The 25601-nt window shown below is 63.7% G+C and carries 23 protein-coding genes and 1 riboswitch; of the genes, 10 read left to right on the top strand and 13 right to left on the bottom strand.

From position 1 onward, the window contains the following. Positions 1-61: 61 nt before the first annotated feature. The 11 genes from LJ656_RS13535 to LJ656_RS13485 form a co-directional block, all read right to left on the bottom strand. Entirely contained in the window at positions 62-1702 is a 1641-nt protein-coding gene (locus LJ656_RS13535; RefSeq protein WP_230509915.1) for an AMP-binding protein, read from the bottom strand. Between the two features lie 133 nt (positions 1703-1835). After that, positions 1836-2231: a RidA family protein gene (locus LJ656_RS13530; protein WP_230509914.1), complete on the bottom strand. Its 396-nt coding sequence runs from the start codon at positions 2229-2231 to the stop codon at positions 1836-1838. After that, positions 2228-2674 (bottom strand): acyl-CoA thioesterase, encoded by a 447-nt coding sequence (locus LJ656_RS13525; protein ID WP_230509913.1) that lies wholly within the window; start codon positions 2672-2674, stop codon positions 2228-2230. Before LJ656_RS13525 ends, LJ656_RS13530 begins: the two co-directional genes overlap by 4 nt. Further along, positions 2671-3882 (bottom strand): acyl-CoA dehydrogenase family protein, encoded by a 1212-nt coding sequence (locus LJ656_RS13520; RefSeq protein ID WP_230509912.1) that lies wholly within the window; start codon positions 3880-3882, stop codon positions 2671-2673. Before LJ656_RS13520 ends, LJ656_RS13525 begins: the two co-directional genes overlap by 4 nt. A 1-nt stretch (position 3883) precedes the next feature. After that, positions 3884-4735 (bottom strand): enoyl-CoA hydratase family protein, encoded by an 852-nt coding sequence (locus tag LJ656_RS13515; RefSeq protein WP_230509911.1) that lies wholly within the window; start codon positions 4733-4735, stop codon positions 3884-3886. Between the two features lie 40 nt (positions 4736-4775). Next, positions 4776-5288: a MarR family winged helix-turn-helix transcriptional regulator gene (locus LJ656_RS13510; protein WP_329958873.1), complete on the bottom strand. Its 513-nt coding sequence runs from the start codon at positions 5286-5288 to the stop codon at positions 4776-4778. Next, positions 5285-6058 carry an SDR family NAD(P)-dependent oxidoreductase gene (locus tag LJ656_RS13505; protein ID WP_230509910.1) on the bottom strand — a complete coding sequence of 258 codons (774 nt, stop codon included), beginning with the start codon at positions 6056-6058 and terminating at the stop codon, positions 5285-5287. Before LJ656_RS13505 ends, LJ656_RS13510 begins: the two co-directional genes overlap by 4 nt. Next, a complete protein-coding gene (locus LJ656_RS13500; RefSeq protein ID WP_230509909.1) occupies positions 6055-8439 on the bottom strand; it encodes a bifunctional salicylyl-CoA 5-hydroxylase/oxidoreductase in 2385 nt (794 codons plus the stop codon). The genes LJ656_RS13505 and LJ656_RS13500 overlap by 4 nt, the downstream gene beginning before the upstream one ends. 208 nt (positions 8440-8647) lie before the next feature. Beyond that, positions 8648-9805: a porin gene (locus tag LJ656_RS13495; protein ID WP_230509908.1), complete on the bottom strand. Its 1158-nt coding sequence runs from the start codon at positions 9803-9805 to the stop codon at positions 8648-8650. Positions 9806-10121: 316 nt separating this feature from the next. Next, a complete protein-coding gene (locus LJ656_RS13490; RefSeq protein WP_230509907.1) occupies positions 10122-11321 on the bottom strand; it encodes a M20 aminoacylase family protein in 1200 nt (399 codons plus the stop codon). 38 nt (positions 11322-11359) lie between these two features. Next, entirely contained in the window at positions 11360-12658 is a 1299-nt protein-coding gene (locus tag LJ656_RS13485) for an MFS transporter (protein ID WP_230509906.1), read from the bottom strand. Between the two features lie 170 nt (positions 12659-12828). On the opposite strand from LJ656_RS13485, the gene LJ656_RS13480 reads away from it, so the two are divergent. The 5 genes from LJ656_RS13480 to LJ656_RS13460 all read left to right on the top strand — a co-directional run bounded on the left by LJ656_RS13480 (position 12829) and on the right by LJ656_RS13460 (position 18323). Then, entirely contained in the window at positions 12829-13782 is a 954-nt protein-coding gene (locus LJ656_RS13480; protein ID WP_230509905.1) for a LysR family transcriptional regulator, read from the top strand. 50 nt (positions 13783-13832) lie between these two features. Beyond that, positions 13833-13922, top strand: a riboswitch (glycine riboswitch). A 158-nt stretch (positions 13923-14080) separates the two neighbouring features. After that, complete coding sequence (locus LJ656_RS13475; RefSeq protein ID WP_230510179.1) at positions 14081-15316, top strand: D-amino acid dehydrogenase; 1236 nt, start codon at positions 14081-14083, stop codon at positions 15314-15316. 134 nt (positions 15317-15450) lie between these two features. After that, positions 15451-16455, top strand: a complete 1005-nt coding sequence (locus LJ656_RS13470; RefSeq protein WP_230509904.1) for a sugar phosphate isomerase/epimerase family protein — start codon at positions 15451-15453, stop codon at positions 16453-16455. Between the two features lie 46 nt (positions 16456-16501). Next, positions 16502-16891 (top strand): C-glycoside deglycosidase beta subunit domain-containing protein, encoded by a 390-nt coding sequence (locus LJ656_RS13465; protein WP_230509903.1) that lies wholly within the window; start codon positions 16502-16504, stop codon positions 16889-16891. Positions 16892-17111: 220 nt separating this feature from the next. Then, complete coding sequence (locus LJ656_RS13460) at positions 17112-18323, top strand: MFS transporter (RefSeq protein ID WP_230509902.1); 1212 nt, start codon at positions 17112-17114, stop codon at positions 18321-18323. A gap of 119 nt (positions 18324-18442) precedes the next feature. Here the strand turns inward: LJ656_RS13460 and LJ656_RS13455 are convergent, their stop codons facing one another. Both LJ656_RS13455 and LJ656_RS13450 read right to left on the bottom strand, forming a co-directional pair. Further along, complete coding sequence (locus LJ656_RS13455; protein WP_230509901.1) at positions 18443-19375, bottom strand: LysR family transcriptional regulator; 933 nt, start codon at positions 19373-19375, stop codon at positions 18443-18445. Positions 19376-19388: 13 nt separating this feature from the next. Next, positions 19389-20468: a LysR family transcriptional regulator gene (locus LJ656_RS13450; RefSeq protein ID WP_230509900.1), complete on the bottom strand. Its 1080-nt coding sequence runs from the start codon at positions 20466-20468 to the stop codon at positions 19389-19391. Positions 20469-20655: 187 nt separating this feature from the next. Here LJ656_RS13450 and LJ656_RS13445 point away from each other — a divergent pair, with 187 nt between their 5' ends. From LJ656_RS13445 to LJ656_RS13425, 5 genes are read left to right on the top strand one after another with little or no spacing between them, the layout of a single operon-like run. Next, positions 20656-21753, top strand: a complete 1098-nt coding sequence (locus tag LJ656_RS13445; RefSeq protein ID WP_230509899.1) for a porin — start codon at positions 20656-20658, stop codon at positions 21751-21753. 19 nt (positions 21754-21772) lie between these two features. Next, the gene (locus LJ656_RS13440; RefSeq protein WP_230509898.1) at positions 21773-22096 is read left to right on the top strand and encodes a hypothetical protein; all 324 of its coding nucleotides are present in this window, start codon (positions 21773-21775) and stop codon (positions 22094-22096) included. A gap of 34 nt (positions 22097-22130) precedes the next feature. Then, the gene (locus LJ656_RS13435; protein WP_230509897.1) at positions 22131-23186 is read left to right on the top strand and encodes a sugar phosphate isomerase/epimerase family protein; all 1056 of its coding nucleotides are present in this window, start codon (positions 22131-22133) and stop codon (positions 23184-23186) included. A 39-nt stretch (positions 23187-23225) separates the two neighbouring features. Then, positions 23226-24392 carry a Gfo/Idh/MocA family protein gene (locus LJ656_RS13430; protein ID WP_230509896.1) on the top strand — a complete coding sequence of 389 codons (1167 nt, stop codon included), beginning with the start codon at positions 23226-23228 and terminating at the stop codon, positions 24390-24392. A 28-nt stretch (positions 24393-24420) separates the two neighbouring features. Continuing rightward, entirely contained in the window at positions 24421-25584 is a 1164-nt protein-coding gene (locus LJ656_RS13425) for an alpha/beta hydrolase family protein (protein ID WP_230509895.1), read from the top strand. Positions 25585-25601 lie beyond the last annotated feature (17 nt).

Genomic DNA, 25601 nt, shown 5'->3' with positions numbered 1-25601 from the left:
CGGTTTGTCTCCAATAACGTGTTGCGGTCGATCCAAAGGTGGGCGCGTGAGCGCTTGCCTGTCACGCCATCATCCGCAACTCGAACCGTTTCAGCTTGCCGGTTTCGGTGCGCGGCAGCGCGCCGACGAACGTGATGACGCGCGGATATTTGTAAGGCGCGACGTTATTCTTAACGAAATCCTGAAGTTGCGCGACCAGTTTATCGTCGGCGGTATAGCCGGGATTGAGCACCACGAAGGCCCGCACGATCTGGCCGCGGGTTTCGTCGGGCACGCCGATCACCCCGCATTCGGCGACCGCCTCGTGTTGCAGCAGCACGCTTTCCACTTCCGGGCCGGAGATGTTGTAGCCGGCCGAGACGATCATGTCGTCGGCGCGCGCCTGGTAGAACACGTAGCCGTCCGCGTCGAGATAGACCGAATCGCCGGGCAGATTCCAGCCGTCGCGCACGAAGCGCTGTTGCCGCTCGTCGGCCAGATAGCGGCAGCCGGTCGGCCCGCGCACCGCGAGCTTGCCGATCGTGCCGGGCGGCACCGGCCGCATGTCGTCGTCGACTGCTTGCACCACATAGCCGGGCACCGCGCGGCCGATCGCATTGCGCCGAATCTCCGCGCCCTGCGATGAAATAAAAATGTGGATCAGCTCGGTGCCGCCGATTCCGTCGATCATGTCGATGCCGGTCGCATCGCGCCATAGCCGCCGGGTCGAATCGGGCAGCGCCTCGCCGGCCGATACGCTTTTGTGCAACGAACTGACGTCGTGCTGCGCGACCAGCGGCGCCATCTGCCGATAGAAGGTCGGCGCGGTGAAGACGATCGTCGCACGAAACCGCTCGATCGTTTCGAGTAGCGTTTTCGGCGAGAGCTTTTCGATCAACACCGTCGACGCGCCGACCCGCAGCGGAAAACACAGCAGCCCGCCGAGTCCGAACGTGAACGCGAGCGGCGGCGTGCCGCAAAAAATATCGCCGGGCGACGGCTTCAACGTATGACGTGGAAACAGATCGCACATCGCGACTACGTCGCGATGGAAATGCATGCAGCCTTTCGGCGCGCCGGTCGTGCCGCTCGTAAATGCGATCAGGCAGACGTCGTCGGCGGCGGTGTCGCAGGCGGTGAACTGCTCGGGCTTGTTGACCGCGAGCGTTTCGAGAGAGTCAGCGGAGTCGTCGTGAAAGCGCCGCGTTTGCGTGAGCCGCGCGCAGTAGAACTCATCGTGCGGATTCGTGCAGCGTTCGAGTTCTTCGAGCAGTCGCGCGTCGCACAGCGCGGCGGCGATCTGCGCTTTCTCGATGATCTGCTTCAGTTCCTTCGCGCGCAGCAGCGGCATCGTCGGCACGACAACGAGGCCGGCCTTCAGCGCCGCGAGCATCGTGACGGCCATCTGCAGCGTGTTCGGCCCGCGCAGCAGCACCCGGTTACCGGGCCGCAGCCCCATTTCGTCGACCAGCACATGCGCGCTGCGATTGACCAGCGCCAGAAGTTCGCCGTAGGTGGTCGCGCGCGGCTTGCCGTCCACGTCGGACCAGATTGCCGGCCGGTCGCGATGCCCCGCGTCGATGGTCCGCTCCAGCAATTCGGTCGCGCAATTGAGCCGCGGCGGGTATGCGACGTCCGGATTGTCGAGCAGAAAGACGGGCCATTGATCCTGCGGCGGAAGGTTGTCGCGCGCGAAGGTATCGACATGGGCTGACGGTTCCATCATGGTCTCCCGGGGCATTGAGCCGGAAAAGCGCTGGGTTGGTGGAATGGCTTTGGGTAGTGTCTCGATGCGATGCGTGAAATGTTCAGTACAACGTTCAATGCGACTGCGGTGCAAGCTTCCGTGCGTTGCTTCAGTCCGGGATCACGGCGGTCGCCTCGATCTCGACCTTCGCGCGGTCCTCCATCAGCGCGACGACCTGCACCGCGCTCATCGCGATGTCGTAATCGCCGATCAGCTCGCGAAATGCGCGGCCGATGTCCTTCAGCGCCGCGAGGTACTCGCGCTTGTCGGTCACGTACCACGTGAGCCGCACCAGATGCTCGGGCTTGCCGCCCGCTTCGCGCAGCACCGCGAGCAGATTGCTCAGCGCCTGTGTGGCCTGCGCGGCGAAGTCGTCGGTGTGGAACTGCGCCTGTTCGTCCCAGCCGATCTGACCGGCGATGAATACCTGTGTGCCGGATGCCGCGACGCCGTTCGCATAGCCGCGCGGTTTGATCCAGCCGGCCGGAAGGAGAGCTTTTTTCATGAGCGATGCGCCTCGATGGAGGGGGACGACGACGGGGCGAACGCTGCGAGCGCGCTCGCGATGTCGCCGGGGATATCGATGGATTCGCCGGTCTCGAACGACATGAACACCAGTACCTGCTTCGCGCAAAAACGCGTTTCGCCGTCGCAGTGGCCGTGAATTTCGATGCCGAGCGAGCTGCGGCCCACGCGGGTCACGCTGAGCGCCAGCAGAATCGTTTCGCCGAGCCGGCTCGGGCGCGAGAAGTCGCAGTCGAGCTTGACGATCGGCAGGCCGGTGCGGCGCTCGCCGATCATCCGCGCGTAGTCGATATGCAGCCCTTCGTAGAACCAGTCCTCGACCAGCACGTTGGTCATCACGAGGTACTGCGGGAAGTAGACGATGCCGGCCGGATCGCAATGCGAGAAGCGGATTCGTACCGGCCGCTCGAACGTCGTGCTCATTGCGCGGCCCCGTTCGCGGCGGCGTGCGCCTTCAGCAGATCGCGCCCGACGATCAACTGCTGCACTTCGGTCGCGCCTTCGTAGATGCGCAGCGCGCGAATCTCGCGGTACAGCATTTCGACCGCGTGGCCGCTTTGCACGCCCATCCCGCCATACAGTTGCACCGCCGCGTCGATTACCTGCTGCGCGCCTTCGCTCGCCTGCCACTTCGCCATCGCCGCTTCGCGCGTGACGGTTTCGCCCTGATCGCGCAGCCAAGCGGCGCGATAGACGAGCAGCGCGCTGCTGTCGATCGTCAGCGCCATCTGCGCGAGTTTTGCCTGGGTCAACTGAAAGTCGCCGAGCGTCTGGCCGAACATCCGGCGCGACGCCGCGCGGTCGAGCCCCTCGGCCATCGCATGGCGCGCGAAGCCGAGCGACGCGGCCGCGACCGACGTGCGGAAAATATCGAGCGTACGCATCGCGATTTTGAAGCCCTCGCCGCGGGCACCGAGCAACTGACTGCGCGGCACGCGCGCGCCGGAAAAGCGCAGCCGTGCGAGCGGATGCGGCGCGATCACGTCGATCCGTTCGGCGATCTCGAAGCCGGGCGTCCCGGCATCGACGATAAAAGCGCTGATCCCGCGCGCGCCCGGCGCCTCGCCGGTGCGCGCGAACACCACGTAGAAATTGGCGATTCCGCCGTTCGAAATCCACGTCTTCTCGCCGTCGAGCACGTAGTGGTCGCCGTCTTCGCGGGCGACGAGCGCCATCGCCGCGACGTCCGAACCGGCTTGCGGCTCCGACAGCGCGAACGCGGCGATCGCTGTTCCGCTCGCGACGCGCGGCAGATAGCGCGATTTCTGCTCATGCGTGCCGGCCAGCGAGATCGCGCCGGAGCCGAGCCCCTGCATCGCGAGCGCGAAATCGGCGAGGCCCGAGTAGCGCGCGAGCGTCTCGCGCAGCAGACAGACCGCGCGAGTGTCGACCGTGTCGCCGTGACCGCCGTACGCGACACCGCCGACGCCGTATTTCAGCCAGCCCGCCGCGCCGAGTTCGCGCACCAGCCGGCGGCAGGTCGCATCGGTGTCGGCATGTTCCTGGTGGCCGAGATGCGCGCGGCACCATTGATCGATCGCGGCGGCCAGCTCGCGATGACGCGGCTCGAAAAACGGCCACGCGAGCGGGCTGTGCGGATCCAGTTGGGAGTTCTGACGGTCGGCGCTCAACTCAGTCTCCTTCGAACACCGGGCGGGTCTTCGCCGCGAACGCGTTGTACGCGCGCTCGAAATCGCGCGTGCCCATACAGATTGCCTGCGCCAGCGCTTCCGATTCGATCGCTTCGTCGATGCTCATGCTCCATTCCTGATGCAGCATCTTCTTCGTGATGCCGTGCGCGAAGGTGGGGCCGGACGCGAGTTCGGCGGCCAGCTTCTGCGCTTCTTCGAGCAGCGCCGCCGGCTCGCACAAGCGGTTGTAGAAGCCCCACGCGTGGCCTTCGTCGCCGCTCGCCGAACGGCCGGTGTACAGCAGCTCGGCCGCGCGACCCTGGCCGATGATGCGCGGCAGCATCGCGCACGCGCCCATGTCGCAACCGGCGAGGCCCACGCGCGTGAACAGGAACGCGAGCTTGCTGCGCGCGGTGGCCAGACGCAGATCGGATGACATTGCGAGAATCGCGCCGGCGCCCGCGCAGACGCCGTCCACCGCCGCGATGATCGGCTGCGGGCAGTGGCGCATCGCCTTCACGAGGTCGCCGGTCATGCGCGTAAACAGCAGCAGTTCGGGCATCGGCAGATCGATCAGTGGCGCGATGATGTCGTGCACGTCGCCGCCGGAACAGAAGTTCTCGCCCGCGCCGTGCAGCACGACCGCTTTAACGTCGGTCGCGTACGCGAGATCGCGAAACAGGTCGCGCAGCTCCGCATACGATTCGAAAGTCAGCGGGTTCTTGCGCTCGGGACGGTTCAGCGTGATCGTCGCGACCTTGCCTGTCACGGACCAGCCGAAGTGTTGCGCGTCGTATCCGGCGAGCGTCAGGCGGTTGCCGCCCAGCAGCGCGTCGGCGTTGGATCGTGTCATGTATTCCTCCGGTCCCAAACTTCTGGGTAGCAGTACGAATTCAGCCCTTCAGACTGTCGAGCAGATGCTGCTTGAGCTTGCCGAGGTCCTGGTGGGTGTGCATTTTTTCGTCGAGGCTCAGGCCGCCGAACATTTCGACGACCCATTGTTCGTGGGCGACCGCCATCCGGTCGAACGCGGCGCGGCCAGCTGGCGTCAGGCAGACGCTGATCGAGCGGCGGTCGTTCGGATCGGTGTCGCGCGCGACCAGCCCTTCTTTTTCGAGCTGATCGGTGATGCCGGTCACGTTGCCGCCGGTCACCATCATGCGGCGCGACAGCTCGGTCATCTTCAGTCCTTCGGGATGCCGTTCGAGCTGCGCCATCAGATCGAAACGCGGCAACGTGGTGTCGAATTCGGTGCGCAGCCGTTTGCGCAGCTCGGCCTGCACGAGGTTGGTGGTGGTCAGCATGCGCAGCCATAAACGCAGGCCCATATGGCTGTCCGCGCCGGTGCTCATTTCGAGGTCCACGACGTTCTGCGCGTTCTGACGGATCGAAGTCGATTTGCTCACATTACTTCTCCGCCCGAGATGGAAATGGATTGCCCGGTGATCGCTTCGGCGCCGGGACTGCACAGCCACAGCACCGCATTGGCGACCTGCTCGGGACTGACGAAGCGGCGCTGCGGATTCGAGCGCAACAGCGTTTCGCGCGCCTGTTGTTCGGTGCGCGAGGTCTTGCTGGTGATCTGTTCGAGCGACGCGTGCAGCAGTTCGGTTTCGGTGTAGCCTGGGCATACCGCGTTGACCGTGATGCCGCGCGTCGCGGTTTCGAGCGCGAGCGAGCGGGTCAGACCGATCACGCCATGCTTGGCCGCGCAATACGCGGCGACATACGCATAGCCGATCTGCCCGGCGGTGCTCGCGACGTTGACGATGCGGCCATGCCCGCGCTCCAGCATGCCGGGCAACACCGCGCGGGTGCCGAGGAACACGCCGGTCAGGTTCACGTCGAGCATGCGTTGCCACAGCGCGGTGTCGGTGTGGGCAAACGGCGCGGCCTGCGCCTGGCCCGCGTTGTTGACGAGGATATCGACCGCGCCCGCTGCCTCGAATGCACGGGTGACCGAGTCTTCCTGCGTGACGTCCACTGCGATGCAGCCGACTTCGCCGAGCGCCGCGAACTGTTCGCGCTGCGCTTCGAGACGCTGAGCGTTGCGGCCCATCAGCGTGACGCGCGCGCCGGCGCGCAGCAGCGCCTCGGCGATTGCCGCGCCGATGCCGCTGCCGCCGCCGGTGACGACCGCGTGCCGGCCGCAAAGAGAGGTATCCGAAGTATTCACACGGTTCCTTCGGCGCGTTGCGCGCGTTGTTGCGCCGTCAGGCCGGCATTGGCGAGCGCTTGCGCGCGCTCGCGTTCCAGATTGCGTTCGAGTTGCATCTTCGCGGCGGTATAGGGCTTCGGCCATGCGACGTCGAGATAGCCGATCTTCGCCGCTTCGTTCAGCGTCCACGACGGATTCGCGAGATGCGGACGCGCGATCGCACACAGATCCGCGCGGCCGGCCGCGATGATGCTGTTCACGTGATCCGCTTCGGAAATCGCACCGACCGCGATCGTCGCGATCCCGGCTTCGTTGCGCACGCGGTCCGCGAACGGCGTCTGGAACATGCGGCCGAACACCGGCTTTTCCGCCTTGCTGACCTGACCCGACGACACGTCGATCAGGTCCGCGCCGGCCGCCTTGAACGCCTGCGCGATCTTCACCGCGTCGTCGGGCGTATTGCCGCCTTCGACCCAGTCGTGCGCGGAAATCCGCACCGAAATCGGTTTGTCCTGCGGCCATACCATGCGAATCGCGTTGAAAACCGCCAGCGGATAGCGCAGCCGGTTTTCGAGCGAGCCGCCGTATTCGTCGGTACGTTGATTGGTCAGCGGCGACAGGAAGCTCGACAGGAAATAGCCGTGCGCACAGTGCAGTTCGAGCCAGTCGAAACCGGCTTCGATCGACATGCGGGTCGCGTCGACGAATTGCTGCTCGATCGCGCGCATTTCTTCATGCGTGGCCTCGCGCGAATGCTGGCTGATACCGGGCAGATACTGCTGCGGCGACGCGGAAATCAGCGGCCAGTTGCCTTCTTCGAGCGGCTGATCGATCCCTTCCCATGCGACCCGCGTCGAGCCTTTCGCGCCGGAGTGACCGAGCTGGATGCCGATTTTCGCGTCCGACTGCAGATGCACCAGATCGACGATGCGTTTCCACGCAGCCCGTTGCCCGGCCGTGTACATGCCCGGACATCCCGGCGTGATGCGCGCTTCGGGCGACACGCAGGTCATCTCGGTCATCACCAGCGCGGCGCCGCCCATTGCGCGGGCGCCGAGGTGCATCAGGTGATAGTCGCCGGGGATGCCGTCGACGGCCGAGTATTGCGCCATCGGCGACACGATCACGCGGTTTTTCAGCGTGATGCCGCGCACGGAGAACGGCGTGAACATCGGCGGAATTGAATGCTTGTCGGGCGCGCGTTCCACACCCGCGCGCCGCGCGAGCCAATCTTCGAAGCCGGACAGATATTCGGCATCGCGCTCGCGCAGGTTCTCATGCGAGATGCGCTGCGAGCGCGTGAGCAGCGAATACGCGAACTGTTCCGGCTCGAACGACGTATAGCGATCGACATGCTCGAACCATTCGGTCGAATTGCGCGCGGCGTTCTGGATCCGCAGCACGTCGACGCTGCGCACTTCGGTGTAGTGGCGGAGGGCGTCGGCGAGGTTGTCCGCGTCTTCGCCCGGATGCGCGCTGATGCTGTTCGCGAGTTCGATCGCGTCTTCGAGTGCGAGCTTGGTGCCCGAGCCGATCGAGAAGTGGGCGGTGTGCGCGGCGTCGCCCATCAGCACGATCGGCGTGCGGGTGCCGTTCGGATTGCCGCGCCAGTGCACCCACTCCTTGTTGACCACGCGCGGAAAGCGGATCCATTGCGACGAGCCGCGCAGATGCGAAGCATTCGACATCAGCGCATTGCCGTCCAGGTACTTCGCGAACAGCTTCTCGCAGAACGCGATGCTGTCTTCCTTGCTCATTTCGTCGAGCCCGGCGGCGCGCCACACACGTTCCGGCGTTTCGACGATGAAGGTCGAGGTCTGATCGTCGAAGCGGTACGCGTGCGCCTGGAACCAGCCGAATTCGGTTTCTTCGAACGCGAACGTGAACGCGTCGAATAGTTTCTTCGTGCCGAGCCACACGAAGCGGCAGTCGCGCACGTCGATATCGGGCTGATAGGTGTCCGCATACTTTTGCCGGACCATGCTGTTCAGGCCGTCGCTGGCGATGATCAGGTCTGCTTCGTAAGCGCTGTCGTCCACCACCTGGGTTTCGAATACCAGCTTCACGCCGAGTTCTTCGCACCGCGCCTGCAGGATATTCAGCAGACGTTTGCGGCCGATCCCGCAGAAGCCGTGGCCCGACGAACGGACGCTGCGGCCGCGGAAGTGGATTTCGATGTCGTCCCAGTGGTTGAACGCGTCGAGGATCGCGTCGGCGCTCGGGGCGTCGGCGGCGCGCAGATTGCCGAGCGTCTGATCGGAGAACACGACGCCCCAGCCGAAGGTGTCGTACGGGCGGTTGCGCTCGACCACCGTGACGTCGTAGCCGGGGTTGCGTTGCTTCATCAACAGACCGAAGTACAGGCCGGCCGGGCCGCCACCGATACAGACTATGCGCATGCTGATCCCCAAATGGACTCTCGCGTCAGATTAATTTAGGTTTAGATAGTTTAGATGTCAAGTAAATGGGCGTAGGAACAGACCCAGGGTTTGCCCAGGCGTGACCCTGGAAATAAAGACTGTCAGCCGCGAACGAAAACCATCAGAGCTGATGCGAAATTCCGGGTGTCACGCCATTCCTGCTGCTAGCGGTTGCGGCTTCGCACCATCAAAAATTGTGGTACATCCCCAGCGTTGCGCTTACGACGCTGTGCCCTTTGCCGACCAGCGCGCCACCGGCGGTACTGTCGTAGTTATAGGTGAGCGCGGACTGCGGCCCATTCTTGATCACGCCGACACGCGCATAGAGGGCGGAGCGCTTGGACAGGAAATAATCGCTGCCCACCGTGGCGCCGTACGCGTAATTCTGGTGGATCGTCGTATCGCGATAGGCAAGCGACAGCCGGTACAGCGTGCGCCCCGCATAGCGCTGCACGCTCGTCGAGTAGAGCCTGGCGATGCCGTCGCCGGCATAACGCGGAACTTGCTGAACGAACGCGGCGGAACCGAGAAACGGACCGAAGTCATGCTGCGCATTTGCGATGAACACGTCGGTGCGCACGGAGGGTTGGGTTGTCTTGTCCGCGGTGCAACTGCCCGGTACGCCAGGATCGCACCACGACTGTCCATACGAAAGACCGACGGTGTTCGTCTGGTCGCTATATACCAGCGACACCCCGCGCGTATGCGAGGCCGGTCCGACGCTCTGATCGGTTTTGAACGCATAGCTCAAACCCGCGCGGAAGTAACCGGCAAACCGTGGCGACGCGTAAGTGATGAGATTGTTGACCCGGTTCAGACCATCCGCATTGGCCCCATAGCCCAGGTCGGAGACCGACGCCAGAGACGTATATATCGATTCGTGAGCGTTCGCGAAGAACGGGTCGACCGCGAGTGAAGCGGTGCCGGTCGTGCTGTACGTGCGCCCAAAAATCAGCTTGCCGTAAAAAGGATTGTCGACGCCGACGAACGACGCGCGATTGAACAAGGTGGTCGAATCCTGCAGGCTGCCGTTGTTTGCGGTGAAGCCCGATTCCAGCCGGAAGAATGCGGTCCAGTCGTCGCCCAGATACTCCTGCCCATAAATGCCGAATTTCGAGGTCCAGCTGTTGCCGCTTTGCACACGCGTGATGGACCGGCCTCCGGCATTCGTGTAGTTGATGCCGAGATCCAGCGTGCCGTATACCTGCACCATGCTTCTTTGCGCGGCCACGCCGAAGACCTGCGGACCGAAGCCTGTCGCCGCGAGACCTATCACCGCGTCCGACTGGTTGACCTGGGCGTTGGCGGCCGTAGCCGCGGCGAGCAGGGCGATGCATGTAGCCACCGAGCGGGCCATCGTCGAATGTTCTGGTTTGAGTGAGCGCTTGGTGCGTGTCATGTTCAGGATGAGGGTGAAATGAGCGTGATGGAACATTCGATAGACGCGCGTGCGCGCGCCTATCGTTGCGCGAGAAGCGACAACAATTGGGTATTCAATTCGTTGGGCGATCTACCGAATAGCAACGGGACGCGCAATCGCGCGTGCTGCAACGAAGCGCACCGACTGCCTGCGCCCCGGGCGCCGCACGCAGTCGTGGCGGATTACCTTGGCTCGCTATGCGCGAGCGAAGCGTTCGATATGCATTCGTTAGGCGTGCGGCTTATCTGAGGACCGTTTCGACCAGCCGCACCCATAAACTGGCTCCGAGGCTGATGATCTTGTCGTTGAAATCGTATTTGGGGTTATGGCACATGCAGCCGCCCCATTCACCCACGCCGTTGCCGAGTACCACATAGCAACCGGGTACGACTTGCGACATCCACGCGAAATCCTCGCTGCCCATGAGCCCGGGAACATCCGTCAGCACGTTTTCTTCGCCTACCAGCTGCGCTGCCACGTGCTGTGCGGTTTCGGTCGGTCCTTCTGCGTTCATTACCACCGGCACGAGGCGCTGATAGTCGATCGACGCCTCGACGCCGAAGGTCTGTGCCTGAAGCGTCACGATGTCCCGGATGCGGTTCTCGATCCGTTCGCGCACTTCGTTCGTCGTCGAACGCATGTTGAGCAGCAGCTTGACCGATGCGGGAATGACGTTGTGCGTGGCGCCGCCGTGAATCGCACCGATACTGACGACGCCGACCTCGCGCGCGGCCAGGTTGCGCGAGACGATGGTCTGCAGCGCCATGATCAGCGCGCCCGCGGCAACGATCGGGTCGCGCGACTGCTCGGGCATCGCGCCGTGTCCGCCGACACCGTCGAGCGTGACCGTCGCGACGTCCGAAGCGGCCGTGACAGGACCGGGCTTGACCACGATCTGTCCGACGGGAATGCCTGGCCCGTTGTGCAGCGCGTAGACTGCATCGCACGGAAAGCGCTCGAACAGGCCGTCCTCGATCATCCGGCGGGCGCCGCTCAGGTTTTCCTCGTCGGGCTGAAAGATCAGATTGAGCGTGCCGTTGAAGGTCGCGTGCAGGGCGATGTGTTTGGCTGCCGCCAGCAAGATTGCCGTGTGGCCGTCGTGTCCGCATGCGTGCATCCTGCCCTGCACGCGGCTCGCATAGGGCAGACCGGTCGCCTCGACGATCGGCAGCGCGTCCATATCGGCGCGTATGCCCAGCTTGCGCGTGCCGTCGCCGCGCTTCAGTTGGCCGACCACGCCGTGTCCGCCGATGCCGCTATGCACCTCGTAGCCCCACTCGGTGAGCAGGCCGGCTACGAGCGCGGCCGTGTCCGCGACCTCGGCGCCAAGCTCGGGATTCGCATGGATGCGACGCCGGATATCGATGAAGATGTCCTGTTCAGCTACCACCTCGGGGATCAGACGTTCTTCGTGAAACCCTCTTTCAAGTACCACCGGCATTTGTCAGGCTCCTTCCATTAGAGAATGTTGCGGGTGAATTAGTCGTGCCTGGTTTCGCGCATTGCTGCCAGTGCGCACAGTGAGATCGCGCCGCAGCCGATCATGTACCAGGCGGGCGACATCGGATTACCGGTGGCGCTGAGCAACCATGTGACGATGAACTGCGCAAATCCGCCGAACAGGGATACGCCGAAGCTGTAAACCACGCTGATACCGGTGGCGCGCACCTGTTTCGGAAACGATTCGAGCAGCAGCAGAAAGCCGGCGGGCGAGCCGAAAGCGAGGCAAGCGACGAGCGCCGCGACCACTGCGAGAGCGGCACCGACGCTTGCCGTATGGTTGAGCAGCCAGAACGCGGGATAGATCAGCAATGCGCTGCAGAGGGTGGTGGCCATCACGACGGGCTTGCGTCGCTTCAGGCGGTCGGCCAGCAGTCCCGCGAGTGGCGAGCCGACCAGCAGCATCGCGCCCGCGACACAGCCGGACACGAACGCGGTGCCCGCGGGCATGTGCAGCACGCGGATCATGTAGGTCGGCATATAGAAGACGGCGATGTACATGGTTGCAGTACTGCCGACGATCATCAGAATGCCGACGATCAACGCGCGTTTGTGTTCGCTGAGCGCCTCGCGAAAAGCACTTTTTTCGCGTGCTTCTTGCACGTGCGTTTCATGTAGCGCACGACGGATGAAGAGGCCGACCGGTCCGATCAGCAGGCCGCAGAGAAACGGCACACGCCACCCCCAGCTTTCGAGTGCTGCGGGCGAAAGCAGATGTGAGAGCGTAAAGCCGAACAGTGCGCCGATCAGTGCGGCGCCACCCTGGCTCGCGATCTGCCAGCTCACGAGAAAGCCGCGCGTGCGGCTGGTCGCCGACTCCATCAGCAGCGTAGTCGAGGCGCCGATCTCGCCGCCAGCGGAGAATCCCTGCAGAAGCCGCCCAACAATGATGATGACCGGCGCGAGCAGCCCCGCCGTGGCATACGTGGGCGCGAGCCCGATAAAAGCGGTGCCTAGCGCCATCAGCGCGATCGTCACGGTCATGGCGGCCTTGCGTCCCGCACGGTCCGCATAGTTGCCGATGACGATGCCGCCGAGAGGCCGCATCACGAAACCGATACCGAATGTTCCAACGGCCATCAGCAACGACCCGAATGCGGAGTCGGACGGAAAAAACAGCTTGCCGATCGTGACAGCGAAGAAGCTGTAGATCGTGAAGTCGAACATTTCGAGGCCGTTGCCGAGCGAAGTTGCTGCGATCAGCGTGAAACGCGATGACCGCCCGCTGCGTGGCGCGGAAAACGAAGCCTCGGCGGGCAGGTTCTGCGATTGAGCCATGATTGCTCCAGGGGATGACGGTGAACCGAAGGGAGGCGGCATGAGACGAACAGTGCGGTTGCCAAAATCCCGGCACAAATCGTTTTTTTTTATTGCGATAACTTTCGGTTATTCCCATACTGAGCAAACTGCCACGCAGCCCTCGCGTTCACATCAATGAGAAGACAGCGATGAAATTCCACCAGCTTCGGGCTTTGATCGCCGTCACGGAACACGGCAGCATTCATGAGGCGTCGCGTGAATTGCATCTGACCCAGCCCGCCATTAGCAAGGCGCTCGCCGACCTCGAAGCGGAACTCGGCGCGCCGTTGCTGATCCGCTCGGCACGCGGCGTGCAGCTCACGCATTACGGCAAGAGCCTGATTCGGCACGCGCGCGCGATTGATCAGGAGATCCGGCACGCGCACGAAGACATCGCGACGCTGTTAGGCGTTGCGCGGGGCAGCGTGACGATCGGTGTGACGCCGGTGACCTCGCTGGGGCCGTTCGCGGAGGCGCTGCGGCAGTTCATCCAGCTGTATCCGCAAGTGAACGTCAACGTGCGCGAATTGCGGCCTACGCTGATTCAGGAAGGACTGGTGGACGGCACGATCGACTTTGGACTGGTCTCGCGTATCGGCGCGCCGGAAGATACGCGCTTTCATTGGGAAGAGCTCTACTCCGTGCCCACCACGCTCGCCGTCCGCGCGGGGCATCCACTGCGGGGCGGGCAGTCGTTGGAAGCACTGGCGCAGTCCTCCTGGTTGAGCTGGGATGCCCTCGACGATGCATCGAGTCTGGTGGGCGCGCTATTCATCAGCAGCGGGATCGCTCCGCCGAAAAGCGTGGTGCGCTGCACCTCGACCATGTTGTACATGGAAATGGCGACTACTACCGATCTGGTGAGCCTCTGGTCCGAGCTGCCGTTCCATATGCCGGACCACAATGCGAAGCTCAGACGCATTGCGTTGAAGGAGCCGTTGCCGCCGATGACCATCGGACTCGTGTGCCGCGATCTCGATGTGGCGACGTCGGTTGCGATCTCTTTCGTGGAGCTGATTCGCGCATGCTGCACGCGGCTTGCAGGCGTGTATAAACGGGCGGGCGCGGTGCCGCGTCTGCGGGCGGCGAAAACAACTGCATGAGCGGGGGCTTGCCAACGCAATTTGGCTTCGCTATGTTTGAGCCGTTCTTACAACGCAGCACGGGAGAGATCGTCCAGCGCGACGACGCCGACGGAGCAACCGCCCCGGAAACTCTCAGGCAAAAGGACCGTGCAGCAGGAACATCTGGAGAGCGGCGCCTTTGGGTGCCCACCGAAGGGGAGCCGTCACCGTCGAGGTGAGCAGGCGAAACTCTCAGGTCCATGGACAGATGGGGCATCGGCGCCGGCTTGCACCACGACGCGCAGCCGGCGATGCCCAACTCGCACTGGACCATGTCATGTCACGAATCGCCGTTATCGGCGCCGGGATCACCGGCGTCACGACCGCTTACGCCCTCGCTCAACGCGGATTTCACGTCACCGTATTCGAACGTCATCGCTACGCGGCGATGGAAACATCATTCGCGAACGGCGGCCAACTTTCGGTCAGTAACGCGGAAGTATGGAATAGCCGCGCAACCGTATTCAAGGGCCTGAAGTGGATGTTCCGACGCGACGCGCCGTTGCTGATGAATCCGCGTCCGGGTTGGCACAAGTACAGCTGGATCGGTGAGTTCCTGCGGGAGATTCCACGTTATCGTTCGAATACGATCGATACGGTACGTCTTGCGATCGCCGCGCGCGAGCATCTGTTTTCGATCGCGCAGCGCGAGGGCATTGACTTCGACCATGAACGCCGGGGCATTCTTCACTTCTACTCGACGCGCCGGGAATTCGACTCCGCGATGCAGGTGAACGAACTGCTGCGCGAAGGCGGCCTCGACCGCCGCCCCGTCACGCCCGACGAAATCCGCGCGCTCGAGCCGGCTCTTCACGGCAAGTTTCATGGCGGATTTTTCACCGAGTCCGACTCCACCGGCGACATTCACAAGTTCACGCGTGGTCTCGCCGCTGCATGCGAGCGGCGGGACGTGGAGTTTCGCTATGACACTTCGGTCGAGTCGATTGGCGAGGAAAGTGGCGGGCGGGTGGTCATTTCAGCGTGCCATCTCGACATGCGCGACACCACGGTGTTCGACAAGCTCGTGATTTGCGCGGGCGTGGGCAGCCGGGGGTTTGCATCGATGGTGGGCGATCACGTGAACGTGTATCCGGTCAAGGGCTACTCGATCACCGTGTGTCTCGACGACCTAGCGAGCCGACAGGCCGCACCGTGGGTGAGTCTTCTCGACGACAACGCGAAGATCGTCACCAGCCGGTTGGGCGTCGATCGTTTGCGCGTGGCAGGCACGGCGGAACTGAACGGTTTCAACCGCGATATACGGTCCGATCGCATCGATCCTCTCGTGAAGTGGACGCGCCGGCATTTCCCGCAGGTGTCCACCGAAAAAGTATTGCCGTGGGCCGGATTGCGGCCGATGTTGCCCAGCATGTTGCCCAAGGTGGGTCACGGCAAGCGGCGCGGCGTGTTCTACAACACCGGACATGGGCATCTGGGATGGACGCTGTCGGCCGCGACTGCTGAAGGTGTCGCGGATGCAGTGCTGGCCGCGTCATTGCGAGATGCACGCTGACACGCGCTGACCGGCGCTGCTGGCGCCGGACTTATCAAAAATATCAATAATCGAGCCTCAAAAAGTATCATTTTCCTTTCCCGGCTGATGCCCGAATAATCCGTCACGAGACTCATCACAACGACGGAGACATCATGTCATCACCCGCCCAAATCAAGCGCGGCGTCAGCCTTTACAGCTATCAGGAAGAGTTTTTTCTGCGCAAGCTCGACCTCGAGGGCTGCATCGCCGAGGCAGCGAAAATCGGCGCGAACGGAATCGAGATCGTGAGCGAACAGATGATTGCGGACGCGCCCCATGCCTCCGATTCCTTCTACGCGCAATGGCATGACTGGATGGCGCAATACGGCACGACGCCGGTCTGCCACGATCTGTTTCTCGACACCAAGCGCTATCTGGATCGCCGGCTCAGCGACGACGAATGCGTCGCCTCTATCGAAGCCGATCTGCTTCACGCACACCGTCTCGGTTGCCGTTTCGTTCGCGTGCTCGTCAGCGTGTCGCCGCATATCCTCGCGCGTTGCGTGAGCACCGCCGAGCGTTACGACATCAAGATGCTGCTCGAAGTGCATTCGCCGTTGCATTTCGATCATCCGTGGATCATCCGGCACGCTGAATCGATGGAGCGTCTCGCCACGCAGCACATCGGCTTCTTGCCCGACATGGGCATCTTCGTGAAGCACTATCCACGCGTGATGCGCGACCGCTTCGTGCGGATGGGCGCGCGCGAGTCGATTGCCGATTTCATCTGCGCAGCGTATGACGACCGCATCCTGTCCGAGTACCTGCTGCAAGACGTGCGGCAGATGGGTGGAACGCCGGTGGAACTGGCGATGGCGGAAACCGTTCGCCACACGATCTGGTCGAGCCCGAAGCGTCTACTCGAATTCATGCCGCGTATCCATCACATCCACGCGAAGTTCTACGAGATGACCGCCGATTGCATCGAGCCGAGCATTCCGTACGACGAGATTCTGCCGGTGCTCGTCGAGGGCGGCTATAACGGCTATCTGTCGAGCGAATATGAGGGCAATCGCCACGTGCAGGACGCGTTCGAGGTGGACAGCATCGAACAGGTTCGGCGCCAGCACCGGATGTTCGAGCGGCTGCTCGAACAGCATGCGCCGGTCACGGCGTAACCGAAGTAGAACGCCAACGCACAACGCAACGCGGAGACAACACGACATGTTCGACAAATACATCATCTGTGAAAACAGTCTGCGCCAGCGCGTCGAGGACGGCGAGCCGAAAGGCTTTTCGGTCGACGTGCGGCTGCCTTATTACCGCGCGCTCGGCCTCTCGATGGTCGAGCAACTCGCTTTGACGATCGACGGCGAGCCGATCGCGCGCGAACGCATGACGCTGAGCGTCGCCGCCGGCCGCTTCCCGGTAGCGGAGCTAGGCGCCGTCCATGATGCGCGCTGGGGTTTCGGTGAAGTCGCGCGACTCGACGTGGAAGGCGCGCTGCCGCCGACCACCGGCGAGCACGAAGTGCAGATCGAGCAACATCTGCGGATTTCGTACCTTCCGTTCACGCTTGTCGGCAAGGACCGCAAGCGCCTCGCGGCGCAGTAAAGCCAGCGTAACGTCGACAAGCCGTGGCGGATACGTCGGTCCGCGGCGTGCTGCCCAATTGCTGGTAGCATGCGTGCGCGCGTCGTATCGCGGTCACGCATTTGAGGGGCGGGCAGGGGTGCGCAGACTCCCCATCCGTCCGGGCGCCGGCGCGACCTGAAGCGCGTCGGCCGCAACGAACCCAGGAAAAAGCCGATCGAGCGGCTGGAAGGAGACGCGAATGAAACATGGAGTTCAACGCCAGGCCGGTAGGGCGCAAGGCCTGGTACTCAGCGTGGCATCGACCATGTCGGTGATGGGCGCGGTCGTAATGGCGCCGTTGTTGCCGAGTCTGCACGCCGAATTCGCCGCGACGCCCGGCGTCGATTTTCTGGTGCCAATGGCGCTCACCGTACCATCGCTGTGCGTCGCGCTACTCGCCCCCATCGTCGGCGTCGCCGCGGACCGCATCGGTCGCCGCCGCGCGTATCTGATCGCCCTGCTGTTCTACGTGCTGTGCGGCACCGCGCCGCTCTATCTGCAGACGCTGCCGCAGATTCTCATCAGCCGGGTGGGTGTCGGTATTGCAGAGGCTGTGATCATGGTCTGCAGTACCACCTTGCTGGGCGATTACTTCACCGGCTCCGAGCGCGTTAAATGGCTGTCCGCGCAGTCGGGCATCGCGTCGGTGTCGGGCATCGCGTTCGTCATGCTCGGCGGCGTGCTCGGGCGTGACAACTGGCGCATTCCGTTCTCGATGTACGCGCTGAGTCTGGTGCTTTTCGCCGCCACGCTGTTGTGGACCTGGGAGCCTGCGCCGCGCGAACGCGAAGCCGCGCACGCAGTGCCCTTTCCGTGGGGCAGCCTGCTTGGCAACGGTGTGTTGACGGTCATCGGCTCGCTGCTGTTTTATCTGATTCCCGTGCAGATGGGCGCGGTGCTTGCAAGTCATGGTGTGACTTCTCCGGCGAGCATCGGTGTGCTGATCTCGATCGCCAGCATCGCCATTCCGGTCGGCGCGTTTCTGTTCCGGCGCGCGGCGTTGCGCATCCGTCTCGACGTTATCGTGTGCCTGCCGTTTCTGCTGATGGGCGTGGGCCTGATCGCTCTCGGCCGGACCTCTGACCCGACGATGGACGTCGTCGCGGCTTCGATCCATCAGTTTGGCGGCGGCTTCGTGCTGCCTGTGCTTCTGACCATGGCGCTTCAGCGTCTACCGTTCGAATTGCGTGGGCGCGGCACAGGCATCTGGATGTGCAGCTTCTTCCTTGGCCAATTCATCAGTGCGCCGATCGCGATCGGCGCCATGAAGGCGGCGGGCAGCATCGGCGTGTCGCTCGGCTGGCTGGGCGCGCTCAGTCTCGCGGTGTGCGCGGTGCTGGTCGTGGCAGCAGTGCCGCGCGCGCGCCGCGAAGGCTGGGGAGCCCTGCCGAAGACGACGCTCGGCCAGTAACGGCGAAATCGCGCGCGACTCGCGCAACGAAGAGGGAAGCCATGCCGGCTGGACCGGCATGGCTTTTTTCGTTGTGCGTTCACAGGCGGGGTTGCCGCGCCCCGGTAGCAGTCGGCTTTTCAGGCCTTCACGCAGCGGGCGCAATCGAGCAGCACGTCCTTGAACCACACGTAAGCGGGGTCGTTGTCGCGCGCCTGCTGCCATTGCACGACTTCGGTCAGCGGCGGCAATGGAATCGGACAATCGACGAGTCGCAACTCGGTGTCGCGCGCCGCGAACCGTTCGGCGACGAACGACGGCAACGTCGCGATCAACGGCGTGCCCCGCAGCGCGAAAGGAATCGCAAGCAGATGTTCGGTGCGCACGACTCGTTCGCGTTGAGCGCGGTGAATCAACGCATCGTCGGATTCGATCGACGCCACGCTGCCGTCGAGCAGGGTCGGCACGATGTGCGGCAGCGAGTAGAAGGTCTCTTCGTCCAGCAGCGGCAACGCCGCGCGGTTTCGACGCCAGACGAGGCACCGGTAATGCGCGGTGAGCAACGGGCGGCGCGGATGCTCCGCCGACATGAAGAGCGATGGCAACACGACGAAATCGACGCCGTGACGTTCGAGCGCTTCGACGGCGGGTGGCCGCGCGGCACGGAACGCGCTGAAGTTGCGAAGGTCGAGACTGATACCGGGCGCTTCGGCGGCGAGCCGCATGCTGACGAGGGGAAGCAGAAATCCCGCGACGATCTCCGAGCAGGCGATCGAAAAGCGCCGCTCCGCGCAGGCCGGATCGAAGCCGGGCTTGACCGCCGTTAGTGCGCGGGCCCGCTCGAGCCACGCATGAACGGCCGGTTTGAGCTCGAGCCCGACGGGACTCAGCGTCAGCTTGCGCCCTGCCTGAACGAGCAGGGGATCGCCGAAGTGTTCGCGCAGCTTGGCCAGCATCGCACTGATCGCCGGTTGACCGACGTTGAGCCGGTCGGCAACGCGAGTGACGCTTGGGTCGTCCAATAGAGCGTCCAGCACAACGAGCAGATTCAGATCGATCGAACGATAACGCATGACGTGGGCCCCTTCAAAAGTCCTGCGCGCATTCGATGATAAGGCTGCTTATCCATTCCACTGCAGGATCGCCCGCATGCGCCGGGCTGATTTGCAACGTCTCGCGAACGTCGATCGCGGGGAACGGCGCGGGAACCACACGTAGCGGCATAGTGCGGGTCCATGCGTTAGCGAGGCGCGACGGCACGGTGCCGATGCGGTCCGTGGCCATCACGAACTCAGGGACGAGCAGAAAGTTCGGCACGATCACATCCACCTTGCGCGCGACTCCCGCGCGTTCGAGACGGCGTCCTTCGACTGTGTTTGCGGCCGAGTCCATGAAGGTTGCGATGACATGCGGCAGCGTCGAGTACTGCGTCGTACTGAGTTCTTTACCGACAAGCGCGTTCTCGCGCGCCACGATGCACGTGAAAGTCTCGTGAAACAGATCGACCGACGGTCGGTTCGCGGAGATAAATTCCTTCGGCGCGATAGTCAGATGCGCACCGCGGCGCTCAAGCTCGTCGCCCATCAGATTGCGCGAGCGAGGCAGCAGACTCATTAGCGGACGCAGCGACAGCGATACCCGCGGCGCCTCGTGCATGAGTCTCGCAATGACGCGCGGCATGAAAGCCTGCGCGACGTAGTCGGAACACAGCAGGACGAATTCCTGCTGTGCTTCTGCGGGTATGAAGGCCTGGGTTGCATTGGCAATCACATCCGCGCGCTGGAGCAGCGTGCGCAGCGCCGGTTGAAGTTCATAGCCGAGCGTGGTCGGCGTCATCTGGCGATTGCGCCACTCGAGCAGCGGGTCGTCGAAATGCTCGCGCAGGCGGCCCAGCGCGGAGCTGACCGCCGATTGTTGGAGGCCGATGCGCTGCGCCGCGCGCGACACGCTGCGCTCGGCGAGCAGCGCGTCGAGCACGACGAGCAGATTCAGATCGAGGCCTTTCAGACGCATACGGTGATTTCCCGGTGCGGGTGGATTCTGCGCAAGATGACGTGCACCACGGGCGCGGGATGGATTGTGCGGAACAATAGTGCGCTCGTGTTGTTGGTAGTTTCCCCAGGAGTGGACGACCTGAAGCAGCCGGAGAGCCGCAACCACCGGCATTGCAGCGTGTTTCGCGAGCCATCATGAAAATCAATAGAGGCTTGGCGATATTTATCATTTTTCGACGCTCGCGGGTCTCCCGATAATCCTCCTCACGCGCTGAACCGGCGCGCACGCAGAGCAAGCAGGGCTCGCCGCCAGCGAGCCTGAAGACAACGATGCACAGGCAGGTCAGGAGACGACAACGATGAATCGCAAATGCGAGCGGCACGCGCGACCGGTGCAGAAACGATGGGTCAGGTGGGGCATCCCGTTAGGGCTGTGTCTTGTGGGGCCCGGCGTGGGCGCGCAGCAGGTCACGCTGTACGGCACGTTGGACACCGGCATCACGTATATCTCGAACGCGGGGGGCGGCAGGCTGATCGAAATGCAGCCGAACATCATGTGGAAGAGTGCATGGGGCATCAAGGGCACAGAGGACATAGGCGCAGGCACGAAGGTCTTCTTTGATCTCAGCAACACGTTCAACACGGCGACCGGCGCGAACTACGGTTTCGGTCCTTCGATAGGCTTGACCAACGACACGTGGGGTACGTTGACTGCCGGTCAGTTGAACGACTTCATGTTCATGTCGCTCACGATCGCACGGTGGGGTCCGCAACTTTACTCGGCACCGCCGTACTACACGTCGGCCGGCCCGTTCAATAGCCTGGGCCTGAAGTTCGGTTCGATGGACTTCAATGGCCAGGCGGGCTGGTATGTCTTCAATAACGCGGTCAGCTATCGCTCGCCGACCATCAACGGTCTGAGCGTCGGCGCGATGTACGCGTTCGGCAACGTGGCCGGTCACATGGGCCGGGGCGACACCCACAGCTTCGGTCTCGACTACAGCCGCGGTCCGTTGCAACTCGACGCCGCCTATACGTTCACGCGTTCGGCGGACATCGTGCAGAACGGCCAGGCGATCCGCAACTGGGGTGTCGGCGGCCGCATGGCCGTTGGCGCCGCGTTGGTCGACGCGATCTATACGAACACGCGCAACACCGCGCTCGGCACCGGCGTGCAGGTGATCGGCGGCGGCTTGCAGTATCCGCTGACGCAGGCGACGACTTTCTCATTGAACTACCACTACGACTGGGCCAACACCGCGCAGAAGAGTTACCACGCGAACCAGATCGGCGCGGGCATTTTCTACGCGCTGTCCCGGCGCACCGACGTGTACGCGACGGCGGTCTGGCAGCGCGCGAGCGGCGATGGCGCGACCGCTGAAGTCAATTACACGATGGCGAGTTCGTCAACCGCGACGCAAACCGTGGCGCGCATCGGCATCACGCATCGCTTCTAACGATCAGGAGACACAGACCATGTCCGTTCGCATGCCACTTAGTGCATTCCTTCTTGCTGTCGCGATGAACGCCGCGCACGCGGCAGACAGTGCCGTTGCACCCGCCAGCGCGGCGAGTTCAGCCGAACAGGTTAAACGCGTGTGCCGCCATGTCTGGAAGAAGGACCACTACGAGGAGAAGTGCCGCATCGTTCGACGTGGGCCGCCTCCGCCGTCGCGCATCGACCAGCCGCCGCCTCCGCCGGGCGTGAAAAAGGACAGTCCGCAAGGCAACCCCGCAAAACAGGCACGCGATACGCGGGCAATCGGGCCGCTGAGCGCGAAGCGCCCGGCTGTGGATTGATCTTGCACGCAATCGAATGAGGCATCGGCACGACATGAAGACGATACAAGGCCCCGCCATTTTTCTCGCGCAGTTCGCGGGCGATGACGCTCCGTTCAACTCGCTCGCGGCTATTGCGCAGTGGGCGTCCAGTCTCGGCTACAAGGGCGTGCAGATTCCGAGCTGGGACACGCGTCTGATCGACCTGGAGCGCGCGGCAACCAGCCAGACCTACGCGGACGAAGTGCGCGGCACGCTCGCCGGGCACGGCCTTGCCGTGACGGAGTTGTCGACTCATCTGCAAGGCCAGCTCGTCGCCGTGCATCCGTGTTACGACGCCGCGTTCGACGGATTCTGTCCACCCGCGTTGCGCGGCCGGCCTCGCGAGCGTCAGCGGTGGGCGGTGGAGCAGCTGATGCTCGCCGCGCAAGCTAGCCGACGCCTGGGCCTTGCCGCGCACGCGACCTTTTCGGGCGCGCTCGCGTGGCCCTTCCTGTACCCGTGGCCGCAGCGGCCGGCAGGGCTCGTCGACACGGCGTTCGACGAACTCGCGCGACGCTGGAAGCCGATCCTCGACGCCTTCGACGCAGTAGGCGTGGATGTCTGCTTCGAAATTCATCCGGGCGAGGACCTGCACGACGGCGTGAGCTTTGAACGCTTTCTCAACGCACTCGGCGGCCACCCGCGCGCGAACCTGCTGTACGACCCGAGCCATCTTCACCTGCAGCAGATGGACTACCTACGGTTCATCGACATCTACCACGAACGCATCAAGGCTTTTCACGTGAAGGACGCAGAGTTTCGTCCGGATGGTCGGCAAGGCGTGTACGGCGGTTACGGCGGCTGGCTCGAACGCGCGGGGCGCTTTCGTTCACTCGGTGACGGCCAGATCGATTTCCGGTCGATTTTCTCGAAGTTCGCGCAATACGACTTCGCGGGCTGGGCGGTGCTCGAGTGGGAATGCGCGTTGAAGGACGCGACAGTGGGTGCGCGCGAAGGCGTGCGGTTCATCGCCGATCACATCATCCAGGTTACGCAGCGCGCGTTCGACGATTTCGCGGCATCCGGCGTGGACGAGGCTGCGAATCGGCGGCTGCTCGGTCTCGATTGAAGCGGCCAGATCAGTCGCGAAGTCAAAAGGAACAGAAACATGAAGCAAAGCATCCGGCTTGGGATGGTGGGTGGCGGAGAGGGGGCGTTTATTGGCGCGGTCCATCGCGTTGCCGCGCGGCTCGACGGCGAATACCGGCTCGTCGCGGGCGCGTTCGCATCCGACGCTGACCGCTCTCGCGCAGCGGGCATGGCGCTGGGCATCGAGGCTGCGCGTGCATACCCGAATTGGCAGGCGATGCTCGAGGCCGAGCGTGCGCTCCAGGACGGCATCGAAGCGGTCGCGATCGTCACGCCGAATCACCTGCATGCGCGGGTCGCGCGAGACTGTCTCGAACGCGGCTTGCACGTGTTGTGCGACAAGCCGCTTGCCGCCACCTTCGACGAGGCGATCGAACTCGCCAATCTGGCGCGCGACGCCGGAAGTCTTTTCTGCGTGACTTACACCTATTGCGGCTTCCCGCTCGTGCGGGAAGCACGCGAGCTGGTCGCGGCGGGCGAACTCGGCGAGATCCGTGCGGTGCAGGTGCGCTATGCGCAGGACTGGCTGAGCGCGCCGATCGAGACGGCCGGTAATCGCCAGGCCGCATGGCGCAGCGATCCGTCACAAGCCGGCGAGGGCGGCTGCATCGCCGATATCGGGACGCACGCGTATCACCTCGCGCGTTTCGTGTCGGGACTTGAACCGCAGGCGCTGCTAGCGGACCTCGCGAGCGTCGTGCCCGGCCGCCGTCTCGACGACAACGCTCAGGTTCTGCTGCGCTACGCGAACGGCGCACGCGGCATGTTGTGGGCAAGCCAGACCGCGCCGGGCAATGCGAACAACCTCGAACTGGGCGTGTACGGTTCGCGCGGCGGCATCACGTGGCGTCAGGAGCAGCCGGACGAACTGTGGTTCACGCCTCTTGGCGACAGCCCGCGAGTGCTTCGCCGTGGCGCTTCGAATCTGCGCCGCGCGGCTGCGGTGTCGACGCGCGTGCCGATGGGTCATCCCGAAGGCTATCTGGAAGCCTTCGCAAACCTTTACACCGATTTCGCGGCCGCGATCCGATCGCGTCGCACCCATGGCACGGATCGCACGCAGCACGTGCCCGCGTTCCCGACGATAGACGACGGCCTCGACGGCATGCGCTTCGTTCACACCGCGCTTGCATCGTCGCGAGCGGGCGGCGTCTGGATGCCGCTGCGCGGCGCCGCCTCGCGCTGACTCTCTTCTCATTGGACCCACTGCACACATGTTCAAATATTTTCCGACCAATTACGGCTGGAATCTCGCGGTCGATCTCGCCCTCGAAATGGGCGGCCGTATCGGCGAAATCGAGGTGATGTGCGCGCCGCTCATCGATGCGTCGAAGCAACCGGACGCGGCGGGCACGGCCGCGTTCCGCGACGCGTGGTCGCGCATGGCCGAGCAGCTGTGCGCGCTCGCCGCCGACGATGAAGAACAGGGGTGCCTCATTTCGGCTGGCGACAAATACAACCGCGCGGCCATCTATCTGCTCACCTGCGAGCGTCTGCAGGCGCATGGCGCGCCGGGACGCGTGGCGCTCTACCAGCGCTTCCTCGACATCTTTGCGCGCGGCATCGCGCTGACTGCCGAAAACTGCGAGCGCGTAACGATTAAGTACGGCGACACACATCTGTCCGCGCTCTATGTGCGCGCGGAAGGCGTCGAAGGTCCGGCGCCGATTCTCGTGCAGGTCAACGGCCTCGACTCGACCAAAGAACTGAAGTACCGCGTTGGACTGCCACGCTGGCTCGCGCAGCGCGGCGTGGCGTCGCTGATCGTCGATCAGCCGGGCAGCGGCGAAGCGCTGCGCCTGCAAGGACTGCACGCGCGCTATGACAGCGAGCACTGGGCGAGCCGCATCGTCGACTGGCTCGAGCGGCGCGGCGACGTGGACGCGGCGCGTATCGGCCTCGAAGGTGTGTCGCTCGGCGGTTATTTCTGCCCGCGCGCGGTCGCATTCGAACCGCGTTTCGCGTGCGGTGTGGTGTGGGGCGCGAACCACGACTGGCGCGACGTGCAGAAGCGGCGCTTGCAGCGCGAAGGCAATTTCCCGGTCCCGCACTACTGGGAGCACGTGCGCTGGGTCTGGGGCGCCCCCGACATGGATACGTTCCTGACGTTGGCAGAACAGGTACATCTCGACGGCGTGCTCGACCGGATCAAAGTGCCGTTCCTTGTCACGCACGGAGAACGGGATTCGCAGATTCCATTGCATTGGGCGCAGCGTACCTACGAGCAGCTCGTCAACAGCCCGAAACGCGAACTGAAGATCTTCACCGAGCGCGAAGGCGGCGTGCAACACAGCAGCTTCGACAACTCGGCGAACGCCGGCGCGTATATCGCCGATTGGGTCGCAAACACACTGGGCGGCAGGACCGCCATCTGTTGAAACCTCCACGGAAAAAA

Origin of the sequence: Paraburkholderia sejongensis (assembly GCF_020880815.1) — a bacterium.
Classification (GTDB): Bacteria; Pseudomonadota; Gammaproteobacteria; order Burkholderiales; family Burkholderiaceae; genus Paraburkholderia; species Paraburkholderia sejongensis.
This window is presented reverse-complemented; position numbering and strand designations above follow the sequence as displayed.

Bases quoted from the DNA above. Each gene is read 5' to 3' on its own strand.
- LJ656_RS13535 (WP_230509915.1), bottom strand. From the start codon at position 1,702: ATGGAACCGTCAGCCCATGTCGATACCTTCGCGCGCGACAACCTTCCG.
- LJ656_RS13530 (WP_230509914.1), bottom strand. From the start codon at position 2,231: ATGAAAAAAGCTCTCCTTCCGGCCGGCTGGATCAAACCGCGCGGCTAT.
- LJ656_RS13525 (WP_230509913.1), bottom strand. From the start codon at position 2,674: ATGAGCACGACGTTCGAGCGGCCGGTACGAATCCGCTTCTCGCATTGC.
- LJ656_RS13515 (WP_230509911.1), bottom strand. From the start codon at position 4,735: ATGACACGATCCAACGCCGACGCGCTGCTGGGCGGCAACCGCCTGACG.
- LJ656_RS13500 (WP_230509909.1), bottom strand. From the start codon at position 8,439: ATGCGCATAGTCTGTATCGGTGGCGGCCCGGCCGGCCTGTACTTCGGT.
- LJ656_RS13490 (WP_230509907.1), bottom strand. From the start codon at position 11,321: ATGCCGGTGGTACTTGAAAGAGGGTTTCACGAAGAACGTCTGATCCCC.
- LJ656_RS13485 (WP_230509906.1), bottom strand. From the start codon at position 12,658: ATGGCTCAATCGCAGAACCTGCCCGCCGAGGCTTCGTTTTCCGCGCCA.
- LJ656_RS13480 (WP_230509905.1), top strand. From the start codon at position 12,829: ATGAAATTCCACCAGCTTCGGGCTTTGATCGCCGTCACGGAACACGGC.
- LJ656_RS13475 (WP_230510179.1), top strand. From the start codon at position 14,081: ATGTCACGAATCGCCGTTATCGGCGCCGGGATCACCGGCGTCACGACC.
- LJ656_RS13470 (WP_230509904.1), top strand. From the start codon at position 15,451: ATGTCATCACCCGCCCAAATCAAGCGCGGCGTCAGCCTTTACAGCTAT.
- LJ656_RS13465 (WP_230509903.1), top strand. From the start codon at position 16,502: ATGTTCGACAAATACATCATCTGTGAAAACAGTCTGCGCCAGCGCGTC.
- LJ656_RS13460 (WP_230509902.1), top strand. From the start codon at position 17,112: ATGAAACATGGAGTTCAACGCCAGGCCGGTAGGGCGCAAGGCCTGGTA.
- LJ656_RS13455 (WP_230509901.1), bottom strand. From the start codon at position 19,375: ATGCGTTATCGTTCGATCGATCTGAATCTGCTCGTTGTGCTGGACGCT.
- LJ656_RS13450 (WP_230509900.1), bottom strand. From the start codon at position 20,468: ATGCCGGTGGTTGCGGCTCTCCGGCTGCTTCAGGTCGTCCACTCCTGG.
- LJ656_RS13445 (WP_230509899.1), top strand. From the start codon at position 20,656: ATGAATCGCAAATGCGAGCGGCACGCGCGACCGGTGCAGAAACGATGG.
- LJ656_RS13440 (WP_230509898.1), top strand. From the start codon at position 21,773: ATGTCCGTTCGCATGCCACTTAGTGCATTCCTTCTTGCTGTCGCGATG.
- LJ656_RS13435 (WP_230509897.1), top strand. From the start codon at position 22,131: ATGAAGACGATACAAGGCCCCGCCATTTTTCTCGCGCAGTTCGCGGGC.
- LJ656_RS13430 (WP_230509896.1), top strand. From the start codon at position 23,226: ATGAAGCAAAGCATCCGGCTTGGGATGGTGGGTGGCGGAGAGGGGGCG.
- LJ656_RS13425 (WP_230509895.1), top strand. From the start codon at position 24,421: ATGTTCAAATATTTTCCGACCAATTACGGCTGGAATCTCGCGGTCGAT.